The sequence below is a fragment of the Pseudomonas maioricensis genome, assembly GCF_022790535.1.
Classification (GTDB): domain Bacteria; phylum Pseudomonadota; class Gammaproteobacteria; order Pseudomonadales; family Pseudomonadaceae; genus Aquipseudomonas; species Aquipseudomonas maioricensis.
Genome location: NZ_LOHG01000005.1, coordinates 57,851 through 71,008, shown reverse-complemented (window position 1 = coordinate 71,008; position 13,158 = coordinate 57,851). Strand labels below are relative to the sequence as shown.

The following is a 13,158-nucleotide window of genomic DNA, read 5'->3' as shown; positions in this document are numbered from 1 at the left end:
TACAGGTCCGATGTTCGTGGTGAGACAGCGCTGTGCCACGGACAGGGAGTGCGCTCATTAAGCCTGTTGTTGGATCACTCCGCCTTTTTCAGGCGTACTGCGAGCACATCACAAGGCGCACCATGCAATACGTCGTTAGCCGTTGAGCCCAGCAATAAAGCCAAACCATGACGGCCGTGGCTGCCCACAACAATCAAATCGCATTTTTCCGTGATTGCCAGCTGATGAATTTCCTGGCGAGGCTGACCGTACACCAAATGAGCGTCACCGATATTAGTATCCGGATACTGAGCTTTCAGTACGGCAAGCTTGTCCTTGGCTTGGTCAAACTGCTGCTGTTGAAGCTGCGACAGGTCCATCGGCACGTCGCCGCCAAAGGCCATGGCCACAGGCTCGACGATATGAACCAACGACAGCTTGGCCCCGTTGCGCTCGGCAATTTCGCGACCGCGGGAAAGGACAGGGTTGCACTCGTCAGTCAGGTCAACGGCGACCAGAACGTGTTCATACTTCATGAGGAAGTCCTCCGTAAGGTTGCGATACATTCAGTATGGCTCTTTAACGCCCATCTGGGCAGGCCATTGTTTTCAGCTCTAGGTAAGCGGACAAAAAGGCAGCAAGCAATATGACGTTCTGGATAATTCTGTCAATCGTTGGTGTGATGCTGAGCCCTTTGGTATGGCTGCGGCCCTCTCGGCAGCAGGGCGGCAGAATGGCGCTACGCATGGAGGCGCGTCGCATGGGGCTTGCGATGCAGTTGGTGGCTCAGGACTGGCCGCACTGGCTTGCCAAAGAGCCGCCGAGTCCCTGTGCGCAATACCATCGGCCGCGACGCAGCAGCAAACCGTCTGTATGGGCGTATTGGCAGGCAGAGCCCGGAGTTTGGCTCAATCAGTGGCGTGAGCCTTGTGAGGATGCGGTGCTGCTGGGGCATTTCAATACGCTGCCAGCGGACGTCTACAAGATCGAGGCGGACCAGCAGATGGTCACGTTGTATTGGGGTGAGAAGGGCGAGGCGGATGTATTGCAGCGCATTGCAGCCGTCCTGAAAGCGGTGGCTTGAGACGGCCTGGTCAAATCGCAGGCATTAAAAAGCCCGATAACAACATCGGGCTGGGGTTGGCCAGGCAGGCCGATAATTCTGTAGCGCTTCGCGGTGCAATGCCCAAAGCGTCTGACGTGTTCATTTGGCAAAAATCTGATGTTTTGCCGCGTGCTGTCGTGCGCTGAATGTAGACCCTTTGCTCTCATTTGTCGCGCTTTCTTGCATTTATTTTCATTCGTGACCATCTATGGTGCAAAAAGGCGGCTGGGTATTTGCACGCGGGTCGCCTATAAACACAGTGAATAGAGCCTGATCACGCTGAACTTGAGCGGTCCAGAGCATGCGATGCTTTCGAGACGAGGCCGCTTTTGTTGGTGATTCGTCGAATTGACAAATCCCGGGTTTTGGATGAAGGTAGGCGCACCCAAATCAAACGGGCGTATGAATTGAGCGTTTGGTAGTAAGACAGTTCTTACAGCTCCCGGCTACCGCATCGACGGGTGTGCCTGAAGGTTTAGCGTTTCATCGACGATAACGTCGTAGTCGCGCCAGATTTCAGCGTCCGGTGTGTATTGTTCAGCTTCCATATCGTGGAGATCAGTTGATGATTTACGAAGGTAAAGCCATCACGGTTAAGGCTCTTGAGAGCGGCATCGTCGAATTGAATTTCGACCTCAAGGGTGAGTCCGTCAACAAGTTCAACCGTCTCACCCTCAACGACCTGCGTCAGGCGGTGGATACCATCAAAGCCGATGGCTCCATCAAAGGCGTAATTGTCACCAGCGGCAAAGACGTGTTCATCGTCGGTGCTGATATCACTGAGTTCGTCGACAACTTCAAGTTGCCGGACGCAGAGCTGCTGGCTGGCAATCTTGAAGCCAACCGGATTTTCAGTGATTTCGAAGATCTTGGCGTACCTACCGTGGTAGCCATTAACGGTATCGCCTTGGGTGGCGGTCTGGAAATGTGCCTGGCTGCAGACTACCGAGTGATGTCCAGCAGCGCCAAAATCGGCCTGCCTGAAGTCAAACTGGGTCTTTATCCTGGTTTCGGCGGTACTGTTCGATTGCCGCGTATCGTCGGTGCTGACAACGCTATTGAGTGGATTGCCTCCGGCAAGGAAAATCGCGCTGAAGACGCCCTGAAAGTCGGTGCTGTGGATGCAGTGGTCGCTCCTGAAAAGCTTCAGGAAGCCGCGCTGGACCTGATCAAACGCGCCATTTCCGGTGAGTTCGATTACAAGGCCAAGCGCCAGCCGAAACTCGAAAAACTCAAACTCAACGCCATCGAGCAGATGATGGCCTTCGAAACTGCCAAAGGTTTCGTCGCCGGTCAGGCTGGTCCGAACTATCCGGCTCCGGTTGAAGCTATCAAGACCATTCAGAAAGCCGCGAACTTTGGTCGTGACAAGGCGCTTGAAGTCGAAGCCGCGGGCTTCGTCAAAATGGCCAAGACCTCTGCTGCGCAAAGCCTGATTGGCCTGTTCCTGAATGATCAGGAGCTGAAGCGCAAAGCCAAGGTTTACGATGAAGTCGCTAAAGACGTGAAGCAGGCTGCGGTATTGGGCGCTGGCATCATGGGCGGCGGCATTGCCTATCAGTCGGCTGTCAAAGGCACGCCGATCCTGATGAAAGACATTCGTGAAGACGCCATTCAGTTGGGCCTGAACGAAGCCTCGAAACTGCTGGGCAATCGTGTAGAAAAAGGCCGCCTGACTGCCGGCAAAATGGCCGAAGCGCTGAATGCGATTCGTCCGACGCTTTCCTACGGCGATTTCGGCAACGTCGATCTGGTGGTCGAAGCGGTTGTCGAGAACCCGAAGGTCAAGCAGGCGGTATTGGCTGAAGTCGAAGCCCAGGTAGGCGAAGACACGATTCTGGCTTCCAATACCTCGACGATTTCCATCAGCTTGCTGGCTAAAGCCCTCAAGCGTCCGGAAAACTTCGTCGGCATGCACTTCTTCAACCCGGTGCACATGATGCCTCTGGTGGAGGTGATCCGCGGCGAGAAATCCAGTGAGCTGGCTGTCGCGACCACCGTGGCTTATGCCAAGAAGATGGGCAAGAACCCGATCGTGGTCAACGATTGCCCTGGCTTCCTGGTCAACCGGGTGTTGTTCCCGTACTTCGGCGGCTTCGCCAAACTGGTCAGCGCCGGTGTTGATTTTGTGCGTATCGACAAAGTCATGGAGAAGTTCGGCTGGCCAATGGGTCCCGCGTACCTGATGGATGTGGTCGGTATCGACACAGGCCACCACGGCCGTGACGTCATGGCCGAAGGCTTCCCGGATCGCATGAAGGACGATCGCCGTTCGGCTATCGATGCCCTTTATGACGCGAAACGCCTGGGTCAGAAAAACGGCAAGGGTTTCTACGCTTACGAGACTGACAAAAAGGGCAAGCCGAAGAAGGTCACTGACTCTGCAGTGCTCGAAGTGCTCAAGCCGATCATCTACGAACAGCGTGAAGTGTCCGACGAAGACATCATCAACTGGATGATGATCCCGTTGTGTCTGGAAACCGTGCGCTGCCTGGAAGACGGTATTGTTGAAACGGCCGCTGAAGCTGACATGGGCTTGATCTACGGCATCGGTTTCCCTCCGTTCCGTGGCGGTGCGTTGCGCTACATCGACTCTATTGGTGTCGCTGAATTCGTTGCCCTGGCTGATCAATATGCTGATTTGGGCGCTCTGTACCACCCGACCGCGAAGCTGCGTGAGATGGCCAAAAACGGCCAGAGCTTCTTCGGTTAAGCGCCTTTCAGGAGTGAATGTATGAGTTTGAATCCAAGAGACGTGGTGATTGTTGACTTCGGTCGCACACCGATGGGCCGCTCGAAAGGCGGCATGCACCGCAATACCCGCGCCGAAGACATGTCCGCGCACCTGATCAGCAAGTTGCTGGAGCGCAATAACAAAGTCGATCCGGCGGAAGTCGAAGACGTGATCTGGGGCTGCGTTAACCAGACTCTGGAGCAGGGCTGGAACATCGCCCGTATGGCTTCGTTGTTGACCCAGATTCCGCACACCTCGGCAGCGCAGACGGTCAGCCGTCTGTGCGGTTCGTCGATGAGTGCGCTGCACACTGCCGCGCAAGCGATCATGACCGGTAACGGTGATGTGTTTGTGGTCGGCGGCGTTGAGCACATGGGCCACGTTGGCATGATGCACGGCGTTGATCCCAACCCGCACATGTCCCTTTATGCCGCCAAGGCGTCGGGCATGATGGGCCTGACCGCAGAAATGCTCGGCAAAATGCACGGTATTACTCGCGAGCAACAGGATGCCTTTGGCGTGCGTTCCCATCAGCTAGCCCACAAAGCGACCGTGGAAGGCAAGTTCAAGGACGAGATCATCCCGATGCAAGGGTATGACGAGAATGGTTTCCTCAAGGTTTTCGACTACGACGAAACCATCCGTCCGGAGACCACTCTGGAAAGCCTCGCGGCCCTCAAGCCTGCTTTCAATCCGAAAGGCGGCACTGTGACTGCCGGTACATCGTCGCAAATCACCGATGGTGCTTCGTGCATGATCGTGATGTCCGCTCAGCGCGCTCAGGATCTGGGTATTCAGCCTCTGGCGGTGATCCGTTCAATGGCGGTAGCAGGTGTGGACCCGGCCATTATGGGGTATGGTCCGGTTCCGGCGACCCAGAAAGCCTTGAAGCGTGCAGGTCTGAGCATCGCTGATATCAACGTCTTCGAGCTTAACGAAGCCTTTGCCGCACAGGCCTTGCCAGTGCTGAAAGATTTGAAAGTACTCGACAAGATGGATGAGAAGGTTAACCTGCACGGCGGTGCCATTGCCCTGGGTCACCCATTTGGTTGCTCCGGAGCACGTATCTCTGGCACCTTGCTTAACGTCATGAAGCAAAATGGCGCCAATCTTGGTGTTGCAACAATGTGCATCGGATTGGGGCAAGGTATTGCTACCGTCTTCGAACGCGTCTGACGCGTTTGTTTGATGCGAGCCGGGGCCAGGTGCCCCGGCTTTTGTATTTTTGTTAAAGCCATTCCAGAAAAGTTTTTCAGTTTTTTTCGCGAGGACAGCAACATGAATTTACAGCCAGGGCTCTATCGCCATTACAAAGGCCCCGAGTACCGCGTATTCAGTGTTGCCAGGCACTCCGAAACCGAAGAAGAAGTAGTGTTCTATCAAGCGCTGTACGGCGATTACGGGATGTGGGTGCGGCCGTTGAGCATGTTTCTGGAGTCCGTCGAGGTTGACGGCGAGCAGGTCCCGCGCTTTGCTCTGGTTCAAGCTGAACTGAGCCTCTTTTCCAGGCCGTGAGGCGAGATCGAACACTATCCCGTGCTTGACCTCCTCTTGTAGCCACTATATATAGCGGGGCCTTGACAGGTTCCAACCGTCTTTCATTTTCAGTATTCAGGAATTTTCTGATCCATGGGCAAATCGCTGGTCATCGTGGAATCCCCGGCTAAGGCCAAGACCATCAACAAGTACTTGGGCAACCAATACGTGGTGAAGTCGAGTATCGGCCATATCCGAGACCTGCCCACCAGCGGTTCGGCTAGCGCCAATAAAGAACCCGTCAAGCGTGGCAAGGCTGCTGCTGGCGAAGGTCCGGTGCTCACGCCGAAAGAAAAGGCGAAGAAGCAACTGGTAGCGCGCATGGGCGTCGATCCGGATCACGGCTGGAAAGCCAAGTACGAAATCCTTCCGGGTAAAGAGAAGGTGATCGAAGAGCTGCGCCGCCTCGCCAAAGATGCTGACACCATCTATCTCGCGACGGACTTGGACCGCGAAGGGGAAGCCATTGCCTGGCACCTGCGCGAAGCCATTGGTGGGGATGACAGCCGCTACAAGCGTGTGGTGTTCAACGAAATCACCAAGAAAGCCATTCAGGAAGCCTTCTCCAAGCCGGGCGAGCTGGACATTGACCGTGTGAACGCCCAGCAGGCGCGCCGTTTCCTCGATCGCGTCGTGGGTTATATGGTGTCGCCGCTGCTTTGGCAGAAGATTGCTCGCGGCCTGTCTGCCGGGCGCGTTCAGTCGGTAGCGGTGAAGCTTGTGGTCGAGCGTGAGCGCGAGATCCGTGCTTTCAACCCTGAAGAATATTGGGAAGTGCACGCTGACCTGGGGACTGCCAAGGGCGCCAACGTGCGCTTTGAAGTAGCGCGGGAAAACGGCGAAGCGTTCAAGCCGCTGAACGAAGCCCAGGCCATGGCTGCCCTGGAAAAGCTCAAGGCTTCCAGCTACAGCATCGCCAAGCGCGAAGACAAACCGACCAGCAGCAAGCCTTCGGCTCCGTTCATCACGTCCACCCTGCAACAGGCAGCGAGTAACCGCCTGGGCTTTGGCGTGAAGAAAACCATGATGATGGCCCAGCGTCTGTATGAGGCGGGTTACATCACGTATATGCGTACTGACTCGACCAACCTGTCCGCTGATGCGGTCAGCATGGCGCGCGATTACATCGAGGCCGAGTTTGGCAAGAAGTACCTGCCGGAATCGCCAAACGTCTACAGCAGCAAGGAAGGCGCGCAAGAGGCTCACGAAGCGATTCGTCCTTCCGACGTCAACACGCATCCGAGCAAGCTGAGCGGCATGGAGCGCGATGCTGAGCGCCTGTACGAGCTGATCTGGCGCCAATTCGTTGCCTGCCAGATGCCTCCGGCGCAATATTTGTCGACCACCGTCAGCGTAGCTGCCGGGACCTTCGAGCTGCGTGCCAAGGGCCGTATCCTGAAGTTCGACGGTTATACCCGTGCCTTGCCGCAAATGACCAAGCCAGGCGATGACGACGTGTTACCGGACATGGCTCAGGGCGAGACTCTCAAGCTGATCAAGCTGGACCCGAGTCAACATTTCACCAAGCCGCCTGCGCGTTACTCCGAGGCGAGCCTGGTGAAGGAAATGGAAAAACGCGGTATTGGTCGTCCTTCGACCTATGCGGCGATCATCTCGACCATCCAGGATCGTGGCTACGTCGCGCTGCACAACCGCCGTTTCTATTCGGAAAAAATGGGCGACATCGTTACCGAGCGCTTGTCCGAGAGCTTCTCCAACCTGATGGACTATGGCTTTACCGCAGGCATGGAAGAAAACCTCGATGACGTGGCTCAAGGTGAGCGCGACTGGAAGAACGTGCTCGACGAGTTCTATGGCGACTTCCGCAAAAAACTGGAAGTAGCTGAGGCGCCAGACAGTGGTATGCGCGCCAACGAGCCGGTAATGACTGACATTCCGTGCAAGGTGTGCGGGCGTCCGATGCAGATTCGGACTGCGTCCACCGGTGTGTTCCTTGGCTGCTCGGGTTACAGCCTGCCGCCGAAAGAGCGCTGCAAAGCCACCGTCAACCTGACGCCTGGCGATGAAATCGCTGAAGATGACGAAGGTGAGTCCGAGTCGCGGGTACTGCTTGGCAAGCATCGCTGCCACATTTGCAGTACGGCAATGGACGCTTACCTGCTGGATGAGAAGCACAAGCTGCACATCTGCGGTAATAACCCGGACTGCGTCGGCTTTGAAGTGGAAGAGGGTAACTACCGCATCAAGGGTTACGAAGGTCCGAGCCTTGAGTGCGACAAGTGCGGCAGCGAGATGCAGCTCAAGACCGGCCGCTTCGGCAAGTTCTTTGGTTGCACCAACCCTGAATGCAAGAACACCCGCAAGTTGCTCAAGAGCGGTGACGCAGCGCCACCGAAGATGGATCCGGTGAAGATGCCTGAGCTCAAGTGCGACAAGGTTGACGACACGTACATTCTGCGTGACGGCGCATCCGGGTTGTTCCTGGCGGCCAGTCAGTTCCCTAAAAACCGTGAGACGCGCGCGCCACTGGTTCTGGAAATTGCACCGCACAAGGACGAGATCGATCCGAAGTATCACTTCCTCTGTGAAGCACCGAAGAAAGATCCTGACGGGCGCCCTGCGGTAATCCGTTACAGCCGCAAGACCAAAGAGCAATATGTTCAGACTGAAGTGGAAGGCAAGCCAACCGGCTGGAAAGCGTTCTACGACGGCAAAGCATGGAAGGTTGAAGACAAGCGTTGATCTAACGCCTGACTGAACCCGAAGCCCTCGGTATGCTGATCGTGCCGAGGGCTTTGTCGCTTTGGTTTGGGGGTTGGCAAACATTGGACCTGTAGGAGCTCACCGAGGTTACGAGGCCAGCGATGGCGGAGTGTCAGACAAGCCGTGATCGCTGGCCTCGTAACCTCGGTGAGCTCCTACAGGATTGGGGTTAATTCGGAACGTTGCACCGCATCAAACCGGTGCAGGTCTTGCTCATCGCTACGGAGGCTGCCGCCATGGCCCACGAACTCTATACCCGCACCAACCAGAAGATTTATTTCGCCGGGCTCGCCCTGGAGTCCATGGGCAAGGCGCAGGAAGGCCGAGCCATGAATGCTCAGGCGTTGTTACAGGCGGAGCGCGAGTCGGCGTTGTTCCATCTGTATGGTGCCTTGCTGGGCTTGTGCCATGAGATTGCAGGCTACTACCGCCTGCCGCAGGCCAACGCGCCGCGTGCGGAAATGCTCCTGACGCAGGAGGTGCTGGAGGCATTGGCGATCCCGGAGATGGCCGAGCTGGTCGAGTTGGCTCAACACCGTGAAACCTGGCTGGCTCGGTTGCTTGCAGCCTATAACGCCTTGTTCGAGCCGCCTCGTGCGCCGAAAAAAGTTAAAGGCGATGTTACACAGCCGCTTATCGTGGCGGTCAATCTCGATGAGGAATCCGAGCCCGAACTGACCCGCGAGGAGCTGGAAAGCTGGCGTCAGCAGCTGAAGGGGCTGGCAATTCGCTTTCGCGAAGGGTTGAGTGAGTGCTGATGAAATGCAGTGATGGATGGGCTAGGGGCTGAGTCGACAGGCTGCTACAATGCCCGCCTTTCGTGGAGTATTGCCCTGATGCCAACATCGTTTCTTGAAATTGTGGAATTGCCTGACGGCCGTATCGAGCTACGTCGTGCCGACGATGAAGGATCATTGGTAACGCTGGATTTCTCTGCTGATGCCAAAGAATTCCTGCAAGGGCAGCACGTAGAAATCGCCAAGGCAATGTTGAGTGTTGGCGTGCAAATGGCAGGTCGGCTTGCTGAAGGCGAGCTGGAAAAGGATACCGGCCCGCGAGTTCTTCACTGAGTTACCTCAGCCCGGACGAGTTAGCCCAGACGAATGTTCAGGCTCTGTGCATCCCCAAGTTTCGCCGCGCTGATCAGCTGTTGACGCAACCCGGTGCTGATCGGATTGATCCAGCTGACTACGGTATGACTGCGACCCAGTCGCAGTGCCTCTCGCGCCAGCTCAAATGCACTCTGAGTACCACGCGGCTGCAATAACAGAATGCGCTCGCGGTTAAGTCCCGCATCACGCAGCCAGCTTTGCGTCAGGCTGGAAGGTGGTGCAATCAATGTCAGCCAACGAGCATCAGAATCCTGGCTCAGCTCACGCAAGATCGGTGCGAGCAGGTTCAAACAGTTCCCAGCTGCGCCATGCAATGACAGCTCACTGAAAACCTCAGGTTCATTGTTCCATGACGGTTCTGCTGCTTCTTTCAGCATTGGCGCAATAGGTTGTGCCAGAAACGCCTCGAACAGCGGTAGTTGTGATTGCGGAGCCTGGACGAACTGCATGATGTCTCCTCAGCGGCGGATAACGCCGACGCTCAAACCTTCGATAACCAGTTCCTGATCCTTCAGATTCACCTCGATAGGTGCGAAGTCCGGGTTTTCGGCAATCAGCCAGACTTTGCTGCCTTCGCGCTTGAATCGCTTGACCGTTACTTCATCACCGATACGCGCTACCACGATCTGGCCATTACGGGCCTCACGGGTTGTATGCACGGCGAGCAGATCACCGTCGAGGATGCCGACATCTTTCATGCTCATGCCATGCACCCTTAACAGGTAATCGGCACTCGGATGGAAAAATGCAGGGTTGATATTGCAGGACTCTTCAATATGTTGCTGGGCCAGAATCGGGGCGCCAGCAGCCACTCGGCCGATGACCGGCAGGCCGCTCTCTTCGGGCTTGGCTTCGAAGCCTGGAATACGGATGCCCCGTGAAGCGCCTGGAGTCATCTCGATTGCGCCTTTGCGCGCAAGTGCCTTCAGGTGTTCTTCAGCGGCGTTAGGTGATTTGAAACCCAGTTCCTGAGCGATTTCCGCACGAGTAGGCGGGTAGCCGTTGTCTTCAAGGCAGCGCTTGATGAATCCCAGAATTTCAGCTTGGCGTGGCGTCAGTTTAATCATGTGGATCGCTCTGTCTTTTTATACAGTGACTGGGATTATATACAGTGCGCGCCACTTGGCAATCGTCCTTTTGACCGGCGGCGCAAGGGCGTCCGATGGCAGCCGCAGGGCGATCACTACATGAAAGGCTACAGCCCACGGTTTATATGGTTAAATACGCCGCTGTCAGGCTATGCAGCGTCACGGGCTTGACAGATACATAGTCTGAAACGTATGTTTCAAACAAGTGTTTGTCAGGCAGAGAACCATGGCCCAGTCGGAAACAGTTGAACGCATTCTCGATGCTGCCGAGCAGTTGTTCGCGGAGAAAGGCTTCGCGGAAACCTCGTTGCGGCTGATTACCAGCAAGGCGTCGGTCAATCTGGCGGCAGTCAACTATCACTTCGGTTCCAAGAAGGCGTTGATCCAGGCCGTGTTCTCCCGGTTCCTTGGGCCATTCTGTATCAGCCTTGATCGTGAGCTGGAGAGGCGCCAGGCCAAACCCGATCAAAAGCCTACGCTGGAAGAGCTGCTGGAAATGCTGGTCGAGCAAGCGCTCGTCGTCCAGCCTCGCAGCAACAATGACCTGTCGATTTTCATGCGTCTGCTCGGCCTCGCTTTCAGTCAGAGCCAGGGCCACTTGCGACGTTATCTGGAAGACATGTACGGCAAGGTGTTTCGCCGCTACATGGTGCTGGTCAATGAAGCTGCACCTCGTATTCCGCCTATCGAGTTGTTCTGGCGCGTGCATTTCATGCTGGGTGCTGCCGCGTTCAGCATGTCGGGTATCAAGGCGCTACGGGCAATCGCCGAAACAGATTTCGGCGTCAATACCTCCATTGAGCAGGTCATGCGCCTTATGGTGCCCTTCCTGGCTGCTGGCATGCGTGCCGAAACCGGTGTTACCGACACCGCCATGATTGCCGCGCAGCTCAAGCCGCGCACTAAAAGCAGCGCGACTGCCCCTGTTACCGCCAAGGCCTGACCGTTCGCACATTGCGCCTGGCTCGATGATCAAGCACCATTGCCCGGATTGGTTATCGGCAATGGTGTTTTTTTATGAGTTCTGGCCTGCAAGGCTCTTTAATGGTGGATGTCGCGGGCACCTGGCTGACCGCCGAAGATCGCCAGTTTCTGCGTCAGCCCGAAGTGGGCGGCCTGATTATTTTCGCGCGCAATATCGAGCATCCTCGTCAGGTTCGTGAGTTAAGCGCGTCGATTCGCGCGGTGCGACCTGATTTGCTTCTGGCGGTGGACCAAGAGGGCGGTCGTGTTCAACGTTTGCGTCAGGGATTCGTGCGACTGCCCCCCATGCGTTCAATCGCCCATCACCCGAATGCTGAACTACTGGCCGAGCATTGCGGCTGGCTGATGGCGACCGAGGTGTTGGCGGTTGGGCTGGATCTGAGTTTTGCTCCTGTTCTCGATCTGGACTACCAGCGTAGCGCAGTGGTCGGTACGCGCTCTTTCGAAGGTGATCCGGAGCGCGCCGCGTCGCTGGCCGGTGCGTTCATTCGAGGCATGAACGCCGCAGGCATGGCTGCCACGGGCAAGCATTTCCCCGGCCATGGCTGGGCTGAGGCCGACTCTCATGTGGCGATACCCAATGATGAACGAAGCCTGGAGCAGATTCGTGCCAATGATCTGGTGCCCTTTGCGCGGTTGAGTCAGCAACTTGCTGCCGTGATGCCTGCGCATGTTATTTATCCGCAGGTCGACCCTCAGCCCGCCGGTTTTTCCCGGCGCTGGCTGCAGGATATCTTGCGGGGCGAACTGCAGTTCGATGGCGTGATCTTCAGTGATGATCTGTCCATGGCCGGGGCCCACGTGGTCGGCGATGCCGCCAGTCGTATTGAGGCAGCGTTGAGCGCTGGCTGCGACATGGGCCTGGTCTGTAATGATCGGGCGGCCGCGGAGCTGGCGTTGAGCGCAGCCCAGCGACTGAAGGTCAAACCGTCACCGCGTATCGCCAAAATGCGCGGTCAGGCGTTTGCCAGTACCGAGTATCGTCAACACCCGCGCTGGCTTGCCGCGCTTCAAGCACTGCGCAACGCGCAACTGATCGATTAAGGATTTCCATGACTGTTTACGCGATTATCGGTGGTACGGGCCTGACTCAGCTTGAGGGCTTGAACATTCGTCAGTCCCTGCCGGTGAATACGCCCTATGGCGTTCCGTCTGGTGAGATTCAGATCGGTGACTATGCCGGTCGCGAGGTCATGTTCCTGGCTCGCCATGGCCACCCGCATCGCTTTCCGCCGCATCAAGTGAACTACCGGGCCAATATCTGGGCCTTGAAGCACGCTGGCGCTGAGGCGATTCTGGCGGTCAATGCGGTGGGTGGAATTCATCCAGCCATGGGCACCGGCCACTTCTGTGTCCCTCATGATCTGATTGACTACACCAGCGGCCGCCAGCATACGTTTTTCGCTGATGACCTTGAGCAGGTGACACATATCGACTTCAGCTACCCCTACAGTGAAGCGTTACGCGGGCGATTGATTGAAGCATTGGCTGCTGAAGGCTGTGAGTTCAGCGAGCGCGGTGTTTATGCCTGTACTCAAGGGCCACGTCTTGAAACCGTAGCCGAGATCATCCGCCTTGAGCGTGATGGCTGCGACATCGTGGGCATGACCGGTATGCCGGAGGCTGCACTGGCTCGTGAGCTGGAGCTGGAATATGCCTGTCTGGCGCTGGTGGTGAATCCAGCGGCAGGCAAGTCGTCGGCGGTCATCACCATGGCCGAAATTGAACAGGCCCTGCATGATGGGATGGGGAAAGTGAAGGCGACCCTTGCGCGGGTGCTCGGCGCCGTTTGACAGGTTTCACTCTGTAGGAGCCGAGCTTGCTCGCGATGGCCTGATAAGCCGCAGTGCCTGAATCGCGGGCAAGCCCGGCTCCCACAAATATCGGCAGCTACAG

Annotated in this window: 13 protein-coding genes; 10 read left to right on the top strand and 3 right to left on the bottom strand. The window is 56.6% G+C overall.

Translation table 11 applies throughout. The features are described from left to right. Window positions 1-74: 74 nt before the first annotated feature. Complete coding sequence (locus AUC61_RS09775) at window positions 75-515, bottom strand: universal stress protein (protein WP_243245719.1); 441 nt, start codon at window positions 513-515, stop codon at window positions 75-77. A 110-nt stretch (window positions 516-625) separates the two neighbouring features. On the opposite strand from AUC61_RS09775, the gene AUC61_RS09770 reads away from it, so the two are divergent. From AUC61_RS09770 to AUC61_RS09740, 7 genes are all read left to right on the top strand, one after another. Continuing rightward, window positions 626-1,063 carry a hypothetical protein gene (locus AUC61_RS09770; RefSeq protein ID WP_243245718.1) on the top strand — a complete coding sequence of 146 codons (438 nt, stop codon included), beginning with the start codon at window positions 626-628 and terminating at the stop codon, window positions 1,061-1,063. A gap of 586 nt (window positions 1,064-1,649) precedes the next feature. Continuing rightward, entirely contained in the window at window positions 1,650-3,797 is a 2,148-nt protein-coding gene (gene fadB, locus AUC61_RS09765) for a fatty acid oxidation complex subunit alpha FadB (RefSeq protein WP_243245717.1), read from the top strand. 21 nt (window positions 3,798-3,818) lie between these two features. Beyond that, window positions 3,819-4,994 (top strand): acetyl-CoA C-acyltransferase FadA, encoded by a 1,176-nt coding sequence (fadA, locus tag AUC61_RS09760; protein ID WP_122666443.1) that lies wholly within the window; start codon window positions 3,819-3,821, stop codon window positions 4,992-4,994. Window positions 4,995-5,096: 102 nt separating this feature from the next. Next, entirely contained in the window at window positions 5,097-5,333 is a 237-nt protein-coding gene (locus AUC61_RS09755; RefSeq protein ID WP_243245716.1) for a DUF1653 domain-containing protein, read from the top strand. A 114-nt stretch (window positions 5,334-5,447) separates the two neighbouring features. After that, window positions 5,448-8,057 carry a type I DNA topoisomerase gene (gene topA / locus AUC61_RS09750; protein WP_243245715.1) on the top strand — a complete coding sequence of 870 codons (2,610 nt, stop codon included), beginning with the start codon at window positions 5,448-5,450 and terminating at the stop codon, window positions 8,055-8,057. A 257-nt stretch (window positions 8,058-8,314) separates the two neighbouring features. Next, window positions 8,315-8,836 carry a DUF6586 family protein gene (locus AUC61_RS09745; RefSeq protein ID WP_243245714.1) on the top strand — a complete coding sequence of 174 codons (522 nt, stop codon included), beginning with the start codon at window positions 8,315-8,317 and terminating at the stop codon, window positions 8,834-8,836. Between the two features lie 78 nt (window positions 8,837-8,914). After that, on the top strand, window positions 8,915-9,148 hold the full coding sequence (locus AUC61_RS09740) for a hypothetical protein (protein WP_027900631.1): 234 nt from the start codon (window positions 8,915-8,917) through the stop codon (window positions 9,146-9,148). Window positions 9,149-9,168: 20 nt separating this feature from the next. Here the strand turns inward: AUC61_RS09740 and sulA are convergent, their stop codons facing one another. Then, on the bottom strand, window positions 9,169-9,639 hold the full coding sequence (gene sulA / locus AUC61_RS09735; RefSeq protein WP_243245713.1) for an SOS-induced cell division inhibitor SulA: 471 nt from the start codon (window positions 9,637-9,639) through the stop codon (window positions 9,169-9,171). A 9-nt stretch (window positions 9,640-9,648) separates the two neighbouring features. Next, the gene (gene lexA / locus AUC61_RS09730) at window positions 9,649-10,257 is read right to left on the bottom strand and encodes a transcriptional repressor LexA (RefSeq protein WP_243245712.1); all 609 of its coding nucleotides are present in this window, start codon (window positions 10,255-10,257) and stop codon (window positions 9,649-9,651) included. Window positions 10,258-10,504: 247 nt separating this feature from the next. On the opposite strand from lexA, the gene AUC61_RS09725 reads away from it, so the two are divergent. From AUC61_RS09725 to AUC61_RS09715, 3 genes are all read left to right on the top strand, one after another. Further along, complete coding sequence (locus AUC61_RS09725) at window positions 10,505-11,221, top strand: TetR/AcrR family transcriptional regulator (protein ID WP_122666449.1); 717 nt, start codon at window positions 10,505-10,507, stop codon at window positions 11,219-11,221. 74 nt (window positions 11,222-11,295) lie between these two features. Then, window positions 11,296-12,306 (top strand): beta-N-acetylhexosaminidase, encoded by a 1,011-nt coding sequence (gene nagZ / locus AUC61_RS09720; protein ID WP_243245711.1) that lies wholly within the window; start codon window positions 11,296-11,298, stop codon window positions 12,304-12,306. Between the two features lie 8 nt (window positions 12,307-12,314). After that, window positions 12,315-13,055, top strand: a complete 741-nt coding sequence (locus AUC61_RS09715; RefSeq protein ID WP_243245710.1) for an S-methyl-5'-thioinosine phosphorylase — start codon at window positions 12,315-12,317, stop codon at window positions 13,053-13,055. The last annotated feature ends 103 nt before the right edge of the window (window positions 13,056-13,158 follow it).